This is a genomic window from Nocardia sp. bgisy118 (assembly GCF_057708605.1).
Map to the genome: position 1 here is coordinate 78,858 of NZ_JBYISM010000026.1, position 14,514 is coordinate 93,371.

General features: G+C 66.7%; 11 protein-coding genes and 1 pseudogene. 8 read left to right on the plus strand and 4 right to left on the minus strand.

Annotated elements, in window-relative coordinates:
* The 5 genes from AC3EO7_RS27720 to AC3EO7_RS27740 are packed head-to-tail and all read left to right on the plus strand — an operon-like array spanning position 1 to position 3,539.
* Positions 1 to 744 (plus strand): succinate dehydrogenase/fumarate reductase iron-sulfur subunit, encoded by a 744-nt coding sequence (locus tag AC3EO7_RS27720; RefSeq protein WP_431971988.1) that lies wholly within the window; start codon positions 1 to 3, stop codon positions 742 to 744.
* Positions 741 to 1,133 (plus strand): fumarate reductase subunit C, encoded by a 393-nt coding sequence (locus tag AC3EO7_RS27725; RefSeq protein WP_435592832.1) that lies wholly within the window; start codon positions 741 to 743, stop codon positions 1,131 to 1,133. Before AC3EO7_RS27720 ends, AC3EO7_RS27725 begins: the two co-directional genes overlap by 4 nt.
* The gene (gene frdD, locus AC3EO7_RS27730; protein ID WP_431971986.1) at positions 1,130 to 1,483 is read left to right on the plus strand and encodes a fumarate reductase subunit FrdD; all 354 of its coding nucleotides are present in this window, start codon (positions 1,130 to 1,132) and stop codon (positions 1,481 to 1,483) included. The genes AC3EO7_RS27725 and frdD overlap by 4 nt, the downstream gene beginning before the upstream one ends.
* Positions 1,484 to 1,512: 29 nt before the next feature.
* Positions 1,513 to 2,727, plus strand: coding sequence for an alpha/beta hydrolase family protein (locus AC3EO7_RS27735; RefSeq protein WP_435592833.1), 1,215 nt, complete (start codon positions 1,513 to 1,515; stop codon positions 2,725 to 2,727).
* The gene (locus tag AC3EO7_RS27740) at positions 2,667 to 3,539 is read left to right on the plus strand and encodes a TIGR03621 family F420-dependent LLM class oxidoreductase (protein WP_435592834.1); all 873 of its coding nucleotides are present in this window, start codon (positions 2,667 to 2,669) and stop codon (positions 3,537 to 3,539) included. The genes AC3EO7_RS27735 and AC3EO7_RS27740 overlap by 61 nt, the downstream gene beginning before the upstream one ends.
* 494 nt (positions 3,540 to 4,033) lie before the next feature.
* Here the strand turns inward: AC3EO7_RS27740 and AC3EO7_RS27745 are convergent, their stop codons facing one another.
* The 3 genes and pseudogenes from AC3EO7_RS27745 to AC3EO7_RS27755 all read right to left on the minus strand — a co-directional run bounded on the left by AC3EO7_RS27745 (position 4,034) and on the right by AC3EO7_RS27755 (position 5,980).
* Positions 4,034 to 4,486: a nitroreductase/quinone reductase family protein gene (locus tag AC3EO7_RS27745; protein WP_435592835.1), complete on the minus strand. Its 453-nt coding sequence runs from the start codon at positions 4,484 to 4,486 to the stop codon at positions 4,034 to 4,036.
* Between the two features lie 204 nt (positions 4,487 to 4,690).
* A pseudogene (locus AC3EO7_RS27750) lies at positions 4,691 to 4,949 on the minus strand (ATP-binding protein); the annotation flags it as partial.
* A 251-nt stretch (positions 4,950 to 5,200) separates the two neighbouring features.
* A complete protein-coding gene (locus AC3EO7_RS27755) occupies positions 5,201 to 5,980 on the minus strand; it encodes an AraC family transcriptional regulator (protein ID WP_431971982.1) in 780 nt (259 codons plus the stop codon).
* 63 nt (positions 5,981 to 6,043) lie between these two features.
* On the opposite strand from AC3EO7_RS27755, the gene AC3EO7_RS27760 reads away from it, so the two are divergent.
* Genes AC3EO7_RS27760 through AC3EO7_RS27770 form a run of 3 tightly spaced genes read left to right on the plus strand, consistent with a single transcriptional unit; the run spans position 6,044 to position 10,592 of the window.
* Positions 6,044 to 7,048 carry an alpha/beta hydrolase gene (locus tag AC3EO7_RS27760; protein ID WP_435592836.1) on the plus strand — a complete coding sequence of 335 codons (1,005 nt, stop codon included), beginning with the start codon at positions 6,044 to 6,046 and terminating at the stop codon, positions 7,046 to 7,048.
* A complete protein-coding gene (locus AC3EO7_RS27765) occupies positions 7,045 to 8,883 on the plus strand; it encodes an ABC transporter ATP-binding protein (protein ID WP_435592837.1) in 1,839 nt (612 codons plus the stop codon). Before AC3EO7_RS27760 ends, AC3EO7_RS27765 begins: the two co-directional genes overlap by 4 nt.
* A complete protein-coding gene (locus AC3EO7_RS27770; RefSeq protein WP_435592838.1) occupies positions 8,880 to 10,592 on the plus strand; it encodes an ABC transporter ATP-binding protein in 1,713 nt (570 codons plus the stop codon). Before AC3EO7_RS27765 ends, AC3EO7_RS27770 begins: the two co-directional genes overlap by 4 nt.
* A 49-nt stretch (positions 10,593 to 10,641) precedes the next feature.
* Here AC3EO7_RS27770 and AC3EO7_RS27775 read toward each other — a convergent pair whose 3' ends face one another.
* On the minus strand, positions 10,642 to 14,490 hold the full coding sequence (locus AC3EO7_RS27775; RefSeq protein WP_435592839.1) for a non-ribosomal peptide synthetase: 3,849 nt from the start codon (positions 14,488 to 14,490) through the stop codon (positions 10,642 to 10,644).
* Between the last annotated feature and the right edge of the window lie 24 nt (positions 14,491 to 14,514).

Below are 14,514 nucleotides of genomic sequence, written 5' to 3' on the forward strand. Positions count from 1 at the left end.
ATGGCGGACCGGATAACCCTGCAGGTCGCGCGCTACCGGCCGGATCGAGATGACGAACCGGTACCGCAGTCGTACGAGGTTCCGCTGCGCAAGGAATGGACGGTGCTCGACGGCCTCAACTACATCAAGGACTATCTCGACGGAACCGTCTCGTATCGATGGTCGTGCCGGATGGGCATCTGCGGCAGCTGCGGCATGACCGTCAACGGCGACCCACAACTGAGCTGCGCCACTTTCCTGACCGACTACGCACCGGGGCCGGTGCGGGTCGAGCCACTGCGCAACTTCCCGGTGATCCGGGATCTCGTCGTAGAGATCAGCGACTTCATGCACAAGCTGACCGCGGTCAAGCCATGGCTGATCAGGGAGGAACACCGGCCACTCGATGATGGCGAGTATCTGCAAACACCGTCCGAAATGGACGATTACAAGCAATTCAGCATGTGCATCAATTGCATGCTCTGCTACTCGGCCTGTCCCGTCTTCGCGCTCGAGCCCGAGTTCATCGGTCCGGCGGCGATCGCGCTGGGCCAGCGCTACAACCTCGACTCGCGCGACGAAGGAGCCGAGGATCGGCGGGACGTGCTCGCCTCCGCCGAGGGCGTATGGTCCTGCACGTTCGTCGGCGAGTGCACCACCGCCTGCCCCAAGGGGGTCGACCCGGCCGGTGCGATCCAGCGCTACAAGCTGACGGCGGCCACGCAATCGCTCCGAGATCTCCTCATGCCTTGGCGGGCACGATGACAACGACACCTCAGTTGTACCGAAAGCCGGTCTCCACCTTCTGGTGGGCGCGACGCCGCTCGTACCTGTTCTTCGCCCTGCGCGAACTCAGCAGCGTGTTCGTCGCCTGGTTCGTGGTGTATTTCCTGCTTCTGATCCATGCGGTCAGTTCCGGAAGCGAGGAATACCAACGGTTTCTGAGCTGGAGCGCCAGCTGGTGGGTCGTTGCACTGAACACGGTCGCCCTGCTGTTCGTGCTGCTGCACACGGTCACCTGGTTCGACCTCGCGCCCAAAGCGATCGCGGTGCGGGTACGGAACCGGCGCGTCGCACCGGTCGTGATCGTCGGCCTGCACTATTTGTTGTGGGGTCTGCTGACGGCGCTCGTGCTGGTGGTGGTGCTGCGATGACGAACAAGAGATCCCTGGAACCGTTCGCGTGGATACTGTTCGGCGTCGGTGGGATGGCCGCCGCGCTGCTCATACCGGTGCTGCTGTTTCTGTTCGGCCTCGCCTTCCCGTTGGACTGGCTTTCCGTGCCGGACCACGCACACCTGCTCTCGGTGTTGCGTCATCCTGTCACCCGGCTGGTCCTTTTCGGACTCTGTGCGCTGGCTCTGTTCCATTGGGCACACCGCTTCCGGTACGCGCTGCAGCACGGCTTGCGGCTCGAGCAGTTCAGTACGTTGATCATCCTGGTCTGCTACGGAGCCGCCGTCATCGGCTCGGGAACCGCCGCTTACCTCCTGCTGCGCGTCTGAACGACCGCAGTGGCGCTAGGCGATGCTGAGTGACACTCTCGATTCCGGCCCCGACCGGCCCATATCCGGTCGGAGTCACCGACCTGCACAGGGTCGACCCGAGCCGCGTCGACCCGTGGGACACCAGTCGCCGACGCGAGTTGATGGTGCAGATCTGGTATCCGGCCGATATGGCGACCGGGGTGCCCGTCGATCCCTGGATGCCGCACGGTGGCAGGCAGGCCCAGCACACCTATCTCACCAGTCTCGGTGTTTCCGAGCATTGGGAACTCGCGCCGAGCCACAGCTACCGGGATCAACCCGCCCGCACAGACGGCGGTCGTTTTCCGGTCCTGTTGAATTCACCCGGCATGGGCGACACCACCGGCTGGAGTATCGCCCAGACCGAAGATCTGGCCAGCCACGGCTATATCGTGGTCGCACTCAATCACACACACGAAGCCTTCGCCGTCGAATTCCCCTACGGCAGGGTCGAGAACACGGTGGTTCCGCTGGATTCACCCCAGGAGGTTCTGCGGGATCTCCTCCTGCCGACACGCGTGGCCGACACCCGGTTCGTGCTGGATCGACTCGCCGCGCCCACAACTCGAGACGGTCGCGTCCTGCCGGCCCGTCTGGCAGAGAGCATGGACCTGTCGCGGGTCGGGATGTTCGGCCACTCGCTAGGCGGTTCGACCACAATCCAAGCCCTGCATGATGACTCCCGCATCAGTGCGGGCGTGAACCTGGACGGCCCCGTCCTGGGCTCGGTCGCTGTCGAGGGGACAGACCGGCCCCTGCTGTTGCTCGCCAGTGAGTCCTCGCCCTGGTACGGCCAACCCGGCTGGGAGCCGTATTGGACGGCCAACACCGGGCTGAAACTGCCGCTTCGAGTCTCGGGGACCGAGCAGATGTCCTTCTGCGATCAGCAGGTGGCTTTGGTCGTGGAATTTTGGGTTCTGGCCCACTTTCCGCGATCAGGTCTGGAGCCGCGGCCCCCGTGCGAGTACCCGCCGCAACCCCATGGCTGCGAGCGAAGGTCCTTGCCACCCAATCGATCCGAGCCAGATTTCGGACAGTCGACCAACGAGCGCCCAGCGGCATGGCAGTGCGTCGTGGTGTCCGCCTTGCCGAGTGGTCCGGGTCCGCTGCCGACGAGACGCTGGTGCGGTGTCGACCACGCGGGTGGTGGTAGAAACGAAACATGGTTGGTTTTCGCTTCGGGGTCAACATTGCGTTCCCGAACTCGCCTTCGAAGTGGGTAAGTCAAGCTCGCCGTGCGGAGATGCTCGGTTACGACGTACTCGCGGTGCCCGATCACCTCGGTGTGCTGGCTCCGTTGCCGACGTTACTGCTGGCGGCGCAGGCTACCGAGCGAATTCGGCTGGGCACCTTCGTGTTGAACACGCCGTTCTACAATCCGGTGCTGCTCGCTCGCGATATCGCCGCACTCGACCAGTTCAGTGGAGGCAGGGTCGAGCTGGGGCTGGGCGCGGGATACGTAGAAGGCGAATTCGACGCCGCCGCAATACCGTTCGCGGGCGCAGGCGCCCGCATCGACCATGTCGAGCAGACTGTGCTCACCATGCGCAAGCTCTACGCCGACCCCGGCTACCGGCCGGCGCCCACGCGTCCGGAAGGCCCAGCGGTGCTGATCGCTGGATGGGGAAAACGGTTGCTGCGCATGGCCGCTCAGCACGCCGATGTGGTGAGTCTGTCCGGTGCCGTGCCCGCGAAATCCGGGCTGCCGACCGCCGCCGACCCGGACACGCTCGCCGAACGCGCCGAGTACGTGCACGGCTTGCTCGGTGAGCGTCGCGATCAGGTGGAAATCAACGTCGCCATCTGGGGTGTGGCCTCCCCGTCCGAACGCGACACCCTTGGCCAACAGGTGCGCGCGTTTCTGCCCGGATTCACCGACGACCAGATCGATGCCACCCCCACGGTCATGATCGGCACTCCTCAGCAGATCGCCGAAAACGTGCGCGAATTCCGCGAGCGCCACGGAATCACGTATTTCACTGTGCAGGAACCGGCTATGGAGAAATTCGCACCGGTCATCGAACTACTGAAGTAGCCCAGCCCGAGCGGTTGCAGCAGCGGGCCGCCAGCAGGACGACATCCAGCCGGATCACGGTCTCACTGGTTCGAATAGCGCGCGTTGGCCGGTTGCGCCCGCCTCGCTCCGACACCGGCGCACGTCGCCGGTCTGACCATGCGCTGGAACTCCGGTCCGGTCGAGGGCCCGGTCAATCACATCAAAATGATCAAGAGGCAGATGTTCGGCAGGGCTGGCCTTCCACTGCTACGCAAACGCGTGCTTCCCACGGCCGCGCAACGATGACGCCAGATCTGTGGTTCTGCGGCACAACACCTTTCGTCACAGAAAGTGGGCCAGAACCGAATTGTGGTGCCGGTTGGTCGTGAAACCTGGAATCAGTCGGACGGCTTGGCGTCGGATTCTGGTCGCGAAAATGAACACCGTTCGGCCAGCGTGTCGGCCGAACGGTGCTGTTTGTGTCGCAGTGACGTGCGTGTGCGGATTCTGGCGCCAGCGCCGTCGAGTTCGAACTAGGGCTGGGCCTCGATGCGGAATACGGCGATCCGATCCGCGGCGTCGGCAACAGCCTGTGGGGTCGGATCCTCGACCAAGCCGGTCGTGACGAACAGATTGCCGACTCGTGCATGACTGTTCGCGATGTGGTCACGCAGTATTGGCCGGCGTTCCTCGACGGGCAACTCGACCAACTTCACGACCGAGGATCGGCGGCCGCGAGAGAGGGTGACAGTCTGCGCTGCGCGAACGTTCGCGACCCACGCGGCCTTCGGGTATGCCTGGAAAATGTAGCGTTGCCCCGCAATAGGAATCACCCCGATCGCCGCGATCCGGGGCTGGCCGGTGCGGTGTCCGGTCGTGGTGATCAAGTGGTGAGGGCCAAGGGCGATCCCCATCTTCTGCAGCCAGATGATCACCTTGTTGAACCTCTTGACCTTGCGAAGCCATGCATCGGTGTCCTGCGCCATAACTGTTGTCCTCCCCGCCAGACCATCCTGGTCTGGACTGCTCACCTCGGCTGATCGGTAGACCCAACGCGAACAACGTCGCCAGCATCATCCAGTGATGCCGCTCCACCCGCCGACGATGCTGTCGCTCCGCGGATCTCAACTGTTACCTGTTGCGGCTCGAGAGCTTGTGGCGGTTCGTATTCCAATGGCGTCGGATCCTGTTCACGGAATCACCGGCGGCACTGAGGGATCAGCTTTGCCAGCGCGCGGATGGGCAAGCCGGTAGGAGTCGTGCCGGTCTCGATGATGTGCCCGCCGAAGGTCAACCTGTCGATGATCGCCGCGCAGAGCCGCGGGTCGGTGAAGGTTTCGTCCATCCGGAGTAGCTGTCGTTGGATGCGATGGCGACACTGTTCTTCTCCTCGCGCTCGGTGATTGCCCCGGGCAGGGCTCCGGGTTTGCGCAGCGACCCTTCCATATAGTGATCCAGTTCCAGCCGGGATCCACCTTTGGCCAGCAGCCGTTCGTGGCGGGCGATCTCGGTCTTTCCGTCGTAGACGACCAGCTCCGAGGCGCGCAGCAGGACCGGACCTGACGGTCGATGAACCGGACCGGGACCGAATACTCGTTGGTGCGCAACGAGATCTGCTGATTGTTTCCCAACGCAGTCCGTCGAAACGGACCTGCTTCAACCACATCAGGGCGTTGCGGCTTGTCGGGGAATCGCGAATCCTATGGCGCGGGCGAGGTTCCGAGATCGAAGTGGATGCCGGCGCGCAGCATTTTGGTGGCGGACAGGCCGATCATGTCGCGGAAGGTTTCGCTGAAGTGGGAAGGGGTGGCGAAGCCGGCGTCCAGGGCGGATCGGGTGAGGTCGTGGCCGCCGACGGCGCCGCGGACGGTGTGGATCATGCGGTTCCACCGCTGATAGCCGCGGAATGTGGTGCCGCACTGCTGGGTGAACAGGCGGAGGAAATGGGTGGTGGACAGGCCCAGGTTCGCGGCGATGTGGTCGGCGCGGAAGGGGCGGGCAGGGTCGCTGCGGATGGTGGCGGCGATCTGCTCGATGCGTGGATCGGTGACGGGTGCGGGGCCTGCGATGGCGCGGGCGTAGATGCGGTCCGGGTCCACGATGGGGCTACGGCACAGCTCGACGAGCTCACGCTCTCGGCGATGATTGAGGCCGAAAGGGCCTGCGGCAGTGGTCATCTCGTCGGCGATAGCCGTGGCGGGCGCACCCGCAGGGTCGACGAACAGCACCAGAATCCATCCCCGGGTGGCGACGATGCGCTGCGTCGTGCGGGCGGGGGCGAATGAACTGCCGGTGTGTCTCGGCCCGTGCGCGGTGTGCAGGACGAGCGGCGCGTCCAGGCCGACGCTGAGCATCGCGACCGAGGGGGAATGCGGGTCGACGCCGAGATCCGGCCCGATGTAGCCGACGTGACCGGGCCGCACCCACGCCACCGGCGTCCGTGCCGGACCGCAGATTTCCGAAAGCGCGTCGATGGTCACGCTTGCCAGGGTATCGGTACGGCCGCTGGAACCCGGCGGTCGACGAGGAGTCTGGAGACAGTCATGCGAGGTAAAGTTCCCCTGGGGGTGCGGATTCTGTCCGCGCTCTCGACCGAACCGGATTGGGATTCGATCACCCCGGCCCAGGTCATCGAGGTGCGTGAAGCGCAGCACCGCAAGCGCCGGTCCGCGCTGGGCAAAATCGTCACCGGCAGGCCCGACCGTGGCGCGCTGATCACGACACACACTCTCCCCCTGCCAGGGCGTCGGCTGAGTGCGCGCGTGTACCGGCCCGCGCAGGGTGGCTCGGCGCTGCCGCTGATCGTCGCGTTCCACGGCGGCGGATTGATTCTCGGCGCACCGGACCAGGACGATTGGCTTCTCAGTCACCTCGCGGCCGAATGTCCGGCCGTGGTCGTCTCGGTCGACTATCGGCTGGCGCCCGAGCACCCCGTGCCCGCGCCCGTGGAGGACGCCTATGACTCCGTATCGCACATCGTCGACGAGGCCGCGCGGTGGGAAGCCGATCCCACTCGGATCGCCCTGCTGGGCGCCAGCGCGGGAGCTACGCTCGCGGCACTCACCGCGATCCGGGCGGTCGAACTGGGACTGCCGGTGCGCGCCCAAGTGCTGATCAATCCGCAGCTGGATTGGACCGAGCGCGTCTTCGAATACCCCTCGTTCACCGAGAACGCGGACAGTCCAACCGCGACACCGGCCAATTGCCGTGCGGTGCAACGCATCGCGCTTCCCGAATCCTTCGACCCTCGTGCGATTTCACCAGTGCACAGCGACGACCTCGCGGGACTCGCCCCTACCCTCGTCCAAGCCGTAGGTACCGACCCGCTGGAAGATCAGGCACCGGCCTACGCCGATCGGTTGCGGCACGCGGGAGTCGAGGCGACGCTGACTCGCTATCCGGAAGCGGTGCACGCCTTCCTGAGTATGCCCGGACTGGTCCCGGCGGCCCGGCCCGCCCGCGCCGAGATCCTCGCCTTTCTGCGCCGCCACCTGCTGGAGCGCTCGGACAGTGCAGCGACGGGGACGGCGAAGGCAGGGCGGCCATGACCACCACCGAAATCGCCGAGGCGAGGGTGCTGCCCCCGCCGCGCCCGGAGGCGGATTCCGCTGCTGAACAGAGCATTTCCCGACTCCTGCGCCCCTATCTGGGCAGTTTCACCGCCGTGGTGATCCTGCAAGTCATCGGCGCTGTCGCGGGGTTGGCCCCGTTGCTGGCGGTTGTCGAATTGGGGCGAACCCTGGTGTCGCCCGGTCCCATCGATGACGGCCATGTCTGGACTGTCGTGTTCGCGGGCGCGGGCGGCTTGTTCGTCCGGTTGCTGTTCACCGCCGCGTCGTCCGGGATCGGGCATCTACTCGACGGCCGGGTGCAACTGTCGTTACGTCGGCAACTGGCCGCGCAGCTGGGGCGTGTACCGATCGGCTGGTTCTCTCGCCGCAGAACGGGTGAGCTGGCGCAGTTGGTGGGCGACGATGTGAGCGCCGTGCACCCGTTCATCGCCCACACCCCTGGCGAGCTGGTCTCGGCTTTCGTGGTGCCGCTGGTGTCGCTGATCTACTTGTTCACCGTCGACTGGCGGCTGACGCTGATCACGCTGATTCCGGTGGTGCTGGCAGTGGCGCTGGTTCCGCTGATGATGACCCCGACCCGGCTTCGTGAGCAGGAGGAGTTCGACGTCGCGATGGGGCGGGTCGCGAGTTCGGTCGTCGAGTTCGTGCAGGGGATCGCGGTGGTCAAGGCGTTCGGCGGGTCCGGGCGCGCCCATCGCGCATTCCGCACGGCCGTGGACGATTTCGTCGGCACCTTCTTCCGGTGGGTGCGCGGTCTCGCCCCGATCGCCGCGGGGATGCAGCTGGTGCTGTCGCCGCCGTTCGTGCTGCTGATCGTGCTGGTCGGTGGCGCGGTTCTCATCACGAACGGTTCGCTGGCCCCGACGGATCTGCTCCCGTTTCTGCTGCTGGGACTCGGCCTGACCGCTCCGGTGGCGGCGCTGGGCCACGGCTTCGACGAGATGCAGGCCGCCCGGCGCGCGGTCGACCGGATCCGGGACGTGCTGGCCGTGCCGTCGCTGCCGGAGCCCGAACATCCGCGCACACCAGAGGGTCACCGGGTGGAACTGCGTGGCGTCCGATTCGGCTACGACACAGGGCGCGAGGTGCTGCGCGGAATCGACCTGGTGCTGGAGCCCGGCACCGTCACCGCGCTCGTGGGTCCTTCGGGAAGTGGCAAGTCCACGCTGGTGCAGCTGTTGCCGCGGTTCTTCGACCCGACCCACGGTTCGGTGGCCGTGGGCGGCATCGATCTGCGCGAGCTCGGCAGCCGGGAGCTCTACCGGATGGTGTCCTTCGTCTTCCAGGACGTTCGACTGCTGCGCGCGTCGGTCGCGGACAATATCGCGCTGGCGGTACCGCATGCCGGCCTCGACGACGTGGTTCGCGCCGCCCGCCTGGCGAATATTCACGATCGAATCCTCGAGCTGCCACGCGGATACGATTCGGTGCTCGGTGCGGATGCCGGACTGTCCGGTGGTGAGGCACAACGGATTTCGCTCGCCCGAGCACTGCTTGCCGACACTCCGGTGCTCGTGCTCGACGAGGCGACCGCCTTCGCCGACCCGCAGACCGAACAGGCGGTGCGCCAAGCCCTTTCGACGCTGGCAGGTGATCGCACGATCCTGGTCATCGCCCATCGACTCGAGACGGTTGCCGACGCCGACACCGTCGTGGTGCTGGAGAACGGGTCGATCGTCGAGCGCGGCAGGCCCGCCGAACTAGTGGCACGCGGCGGAAAGTTCGCCGCGTTCTGGCAATCCCATCGATCGGCGATCGCGGACGAGGTCGAAACCCGTTCCGGTGCGTTGCAAGGAGACGAGTACCGATGATTCGAATGCTGCTGCGCGTGCTGGGGCCCCAGTACGCCCGTCCGGTGCGCCGCACCGTGGCGCTGATGACGACGACCGCCGTCGCCGAGGGTCTGTCCTACGCACTGCTGGTTCCGGTGCTGCGGGCCCTGTTCGGGAGCACGCCCGCGGAGGCCCGGCCCTGGCTGATCGCGTTCGGGGTCGCGGTCGCGGTCTTCGCGGTGCTGCGCTATCTCAGCGACCTGTCCGGTTTCCGCGCCGGGACCACGCTGCTGCGCGGCATGTATCACCGGCTCGGCGATCACCTGGCCCGCTTGCCCCTCGGCTGGTACAGCGCGAGCCGGACCGGGGAAGTGTCCGTCCTGGCCAGTCGCGGTGTGCTGGAGGCGATGAGCGTGATCGCGCATCTGCTGGCGCCGTTCATCGCCGCCGCGGTGACTCCGCTGACGATCGTTGTCGTCATGCTGGCCTTCAACTGGCAGATGGGCTTGGCCGCGGTGCTCGCCGTCCCGCTCGTGGCGGCGGTTCAAGTCCGGACGCGACGGTCGACGGCCGCAAGCGACGCCGAAAGCGCCGAACGCGCACAGGAGGCCACCGGGCGGGTCATCGAGTATCTCCAAGCGCAGCCGGTGCTACGGGCCGGTGGCCGGACCACGGAGCGCTTCCGGTTGCTCGACGACTCGCTGCGTGAGCTCGAGCGCGCGTCCCGCCGTTCGACCGTGTCCGCACTACCCGGCGTGGTGGGCCTGACCCTCACGGTGCAGGCGATGTTCAGCGCGCTGCTGGCCCTCGGCGCCTACCTTACGCTCGGCGGGAATACCGGCGCGGCAGAGGTTTTGGCGATCCTGGTGCTGGCCGCTCGCTGCGCCGATCCGCTACTGTCGCTGGCCGATATCGGCGGCAAACTTCGCGGCGCGCGTTCGGTGCTGGCGAGACTGGATGCGGTCTTGCGCACCGAGCCGCTGCCCGAACCTCGCGAATCGATCCGGCCGGAACGCCACGACCTCGAGTTCGACTGCGTCACCTTCCGGCACGGCGGTCGCGTCGTGATCGACGACGTGTCGTTGTCCGTGCCGCAGGGACAGCGGCTCGCCATCGTCGGTCCGTCGGGTGCGGGCAAAAGCACAGTGCTGCAACTGCTCGCGCGGTTCTACGACGCGGACGCGGGAGCGGTGCGCATCGGCGGTGTGGACGTGCGCGGGATCAGCGACGAGGAGTTGATGGCGCAGATCGCCATCGTCTTCCAGGACGTCTATCTCTTCGACGGAACCATCGAGGAGAACGTGCGCCTCGGCCGTCCCGACGCCGGTGACGCCGAGGTGCGGGCAGCAGCCACCGCGGCGCGATTGGACGAGGTGATCGAGCGGCTACCCGACGGTTGGGCGACAAAAGTCGGCGAGGGTGGCGCATTGCTGTCCGGCGGTGAGCGACAACGTGTTTCGATCGCACGGGCACTGCTGAAGGACGCGCCCATCGTCCTGCTGGACGAGATCACCTCCGCATTGGACCCGGTGAACGAGGCGGCCGTCCACCAGGGTGTCGAGCACTTGATGGCGGGCCGGACGGTGGTGATGGTCGCGCACCGGTTGCGGACCGTGCGACGAGCCGATCGCATCGTCTTCGTCGACCGCGGCCGCGTCGTGGAAGCGGGCAGCCACGACGAGCTGCTGCGCGGCGGTGGCCGCTACGCCGATATGTGGAACCTCTCCCTGACACCGACAGCGAGCTAGAGCAGGATCTCCGCGTGACGTTCGGCGGACGTTCGCATCGCTGCGATACTCATCGCCGACCTGCCAAATGCTCGTCGAGTAGACGAGCGATGGTCGGCAGCACGTGTCGCGAGGTCAGTTCGTCATGGGTGGCCGCTACGTCGTGGTTGACGACTTCGCCGGTCACATAGGGCTGCCAGCCGACCGGGCCGAAGAGGTCGGAAGTATCGACCGTGGCGCTGAAATACACCATGTCACCGTCGAATACGGGACGATGGTATCCCGTTCGGGTCCGCGCCGCCGCGTTGTACGACCGGGCCATCCGCTCGATGGCGCCCGCGTCGATCGGCGAAGCGCCGCCCAGCCGTGCTCGGATCAGATCGGCGGCCTCCTGGGCGGACGCATCGGCGGGCACATCGTGGATGCCGACGATCGGGCCGAAGGTACTGACGAAAGCGCCGGCGGACAGCTGCTCGATACTGCCACCGTCGATATCAGCGCAATCGGCGTCGAGCAACGCGAGGACGCCGACCGTGGCACCGGCGTTCTCGAGCTTCGTGGCGATCGCGTGGGCGATGAGTCCGCCGAACGAATACCCGAGGAGGTGGTAGGGCCCTGCGGGCTGCACGGCGCGGATCTCGCGGATGTACCTATCGGCCAGCTCCTCGATCGAGCGTGCCGGCGCTTCGGCACCGCGCAGGTCCGGCGCTTGTAGTCCATAGATCGGCCTGCCGGGGGCCAGCACATCCGCGAATCCCAGGTAGGTCCAGGACAATCCGGATGAGGGGTGGACGCAGAACAGCGCGGGTTCGTCGCCGCCGAGCCGGATCGGCAACACGACGTCGAGCGCAGGTCCGCGGTCGACCACCGGCAGCTCGCCGGGAAGCAGCGTCGCCCGCGCGGTGTCGGCGGCCGCGGCCAGCGCGGCGACGGTGCGATGCTCGAACACTTGCAGCGGGGTGCAGTGCACGCCCCGCTGCTTCGCCCTGGACACGAGCTGGATGGCGGTGATGCTGTCGCCGCCGAGGGTGAAGAAGGAATCGTCGGCGCCGACCTTGTCGAGGCCGAGCAACTCCGCGTAGATATCGGCGAGACTTTCTTCGGTCGGTGTCGAGGGTGTTCGGTACTCGGTCTGCCCGTCGGTGAATTTCGGTGTCGGCAACGCTGCCCGGTCGAGTTTGCCGACCGCGGTGAGCGGGATCGCATCCAGCACGACGAAGGCGGAGGGGATCATGTACGCGGGCAGGGCGTCGGCCGCTACCGCGCGCAGATGCTCGCCGTCGACCTCGGCGCCCTCGGCGGGCACTATGTACGACACCAGCACGGTCGTCCCCGCCGGTCCGGTGCGGCCGATCGTCACCGCATGGTCGACCAGTTCGTCGCGAGACAGCACGGTATCGATCTCGCCGAGCTCGATCCGCACGCCGCGAATCTCGACTTGAAAGTCGCTGCGGCCCAGATACTCCAGCTCGTACGTGTTGTCGCTCCCGATTACCCAGCGCACCATGTCGCCGGTCCGGTACATCCGCTCCCCCGGCTCGCCGCAGGGGTTGGCGACGAACCGTCCCGCGGTCGTCGCGGAGTGGTTGAAATAGCCGCGGGCCAGTGCGGGACCGGCCACATACAGTTCACCGGCGACGCCGATCGGCACCGGACGCAGCCAGGTGTCGAGCACCATGGCCGCGGCCCCACGGATCGGCCCGCCGATAGTGATCGGATCGTCCGCTTCGAGTTCGCCGCGACAGGTTGCCCAGATGCTGAACTCCGCCGGACCATACAGGTTCACCATCCGCCGCCCGCCCGACCACTGCTCGATCAGCTTCGGTGTCGCGGCCTCACCCTCGACAGCAAGCACTCGCAAGCGATCGAGGCCCGCGGATTCCATCGTGGCCAGCACCGACGGCGTGATCGCCACGTGAGTGACCCGTTCGGTGCGCAGCAGGCGAGTCAGGTCGGCGCCACCGCAGACATCCGGTGGCGAGATCACGAGCCTGCCGCCCACGCTCAGCGCGGCGAGCAGCTCGAACACCGACGCGTCGAAGCTCGGGGAGGCTACCTGCAACACGCTGGCGGTCGAATCCAGATCCAATGAATTCTTCAGGTCCGCAACCAGATTCGCCATGCCGCGATGACCGAGCAGCACCGCTTTCGGTGTGCCGGTGGATCCCGAGGTGTAGATCAGGTAGGCCGCCTGATCGATGTCGATGGGACCGCGACGCTCCTCGTCGGTGATCGGCGCGTCGGCGACCTTCTCGACCCGGCGGATCGTCTCGAGATCGTCCAGCAGCAGCCAGTCGATGGTGCTGGGCAGCGCCTCGCGGGCCGCGGTCATTGTCAGGCCGATCGGCGCCTTCGAGTCGGCGAGCATGTGCTCGATCCGCGCGATCGGATTGCGGGGATCCAGCGGCACGAAAGCCGCCCCTGTCTTGGCCACCGCCCACACCGCCACCACCGACTCCAGCGATCGACCGAGGGCGAGCGCGACGCACATCTCCCGCCGGACACCTCGGCGCAGCAACACCCGGGCGAGGCGGTTGGACCAGGCGTCGAGCTCCTCGTAGGACATCGTGAGCTCGCCCGCGCTCACCGCGATGGCGCCGGGATCGATCTGCGCTCCGGCGTAGAGGATCTCGGGAAGAGTCCGCGGCGGCACCGACTCCGCGCCACGAACCGGAAGCAGCTCGGCGCGTTCGACGTCGTCGCAGTACTGGAGCTGGGACACCAGGGCATGCGGGTTGTTCGCGAGCTGGGTCAGCAACTGGACCAAGCGATCCAGCAGCGGTCGCATCGCCTCCGGCGCGACCTGGTCGGCCGCGAACTTCAGGGTGATGCGCAGCGTGTTGTGCCCATCGCTGCCGCGGAGTGGAACAACCACGAGATTCAACGGATACGGCGTCGCGTCGGTGCCCTCGACGTCCAGCACACGCATGCCCGCGATGTCCGTTGCTGCCGCCAAAGCCTCACGGTCAATCGGGTAGGACTCGAAAACGGTGAGGGTGTCGAACAATTCGGCGAGGCCCACAGCCTTGTGGATCGCAGCAAGGCCGACGTGCTGGTGGTCCATCAGCCGCGCCTGCTCGCTCTGCAGGCGGGCCAGCAGGTCGGCCGCTGTCTCCGAGGGATCGAGCCGCACTCGCACCGGCAGCGTGTCGATGAAGAGCCCGACCATCTCCTCGACACCGGCCAGTTCCGGTGGCCTGCCGGACACCGTTGCGCCGAACACCACATCGGTTCGGCCCGTCAGTACGGCCAGCAGCATCGCCCAGCTCGCCTGCATCATCGTGTTCACCGTGGTGCCGGAACTGCGGGCGGTCGTTTCCAGCTGGTCGACCGTGTCCCGGACCAGGTCGACGGAAACCGTCCCGGCCTCGGTCGTTTCGATACCGGCCAGTGCCGGGACGGCCCGTGTCGGGGTATCGATGCCCGCGAGGCATTGCTTCCATACCGTGGTCGACGCGGCGTGGTCCTGCTCGCGCAGCCACGAAAGAAGCTCGCGGTAGGAGTGCGCGGGCGATAGCGCGGACGCGTCGCCCGTGGCGTACAGCGTCAGAAACTCGCGCACGAGCAGCGAGGTCGACCAGCCGTCCAGCACGAGGTGATGGTTGGTCAGCACGAACCGGTAGTGGTTGGGGCCGCTGCGTATGAGTGTGCAGCGCATCAGCGGCGGACGAGTCAGCTCGAATCGGGTTCTTGCGTCCAGGGCGATCACTCGATCGAGCTCCCGCTCCCGTTCCTCGGGATCGGCGACTCCGCTCAGGTCGACCTCCCGCCAGCGGATGTCGGCGTCCGACAGCACGATTTGGCGAGGCCCGTCGTCGGTCGCCACGAACGCGGCCCGCAGGATGTCGTGCCGTGCCACCACCGCCTCCGCGGCAGCGCGCAGTCGCGCGTCGTCGATCGTGCCCGCCAGCGTGAACACCGATTGCACTGTGTAGCCGTCGGC

Bases quoted from the DNA above. Each gene is read 5' to 3' on its own strand.
- AC3EO7_RS27720 (WP_431971988.1), top strand. From the start codon at position 1: ATGGCGGACCGGATAACCCTGCAGGTCGCGCGCTACCGGCCGGATCGA.
- AC3EO7_RS27740 (WP_435592834.1), top strand. From the start codon at position 2,667: ATGGTTGGTTTTCGCTTCGGGGTCAACATTGCGTTCCCGAACTCGCCT.
- AC3EO7_RS27725 (WP_435592832.1), top strand. From the start codon at position 741: ATGACAACGACACCTCAGTTGTACCGAAAGCCGGTCTCCACCTTCTGG.
- AC3EO7_RS27745 (WP_435592835.1), bottom strand. From the start codon at position 4,486: ATGGCGCAGGACACCGATGCATGGCTTCGCAAGGTCAAGAGGTTCAAC.
- AC3EO7_RS27765 (WP_435592837.1), top strand. From the start codon at position 7,045: ATGACCACCACCGAAATCGCCGAGGCGAGGGTGCTGCCCCCGCCGCGC.
- AC3EO7_RS27760 (WP_435592836.1), top strand. From the start codon at position 6,044: ATGCGAGGTAAAGTTCCCCTGGGGGTGCGGATTCTGTCCGCGCTCTCG.
- frdD (WP_431971986.1), top strand. From the start codon at position 1,130: ATGACGAACAAGAGATCCCTGGAACCGTTCGCGTGGATACTGTTCGGC.
- AC3EO7_RS27770 (WP_435592838.1), top strand. From the start codon at position 8,880: ATGATTCGAATGCTGCTGCGCGTGCTGGGGCCCCAGTACGCCCGTCCG.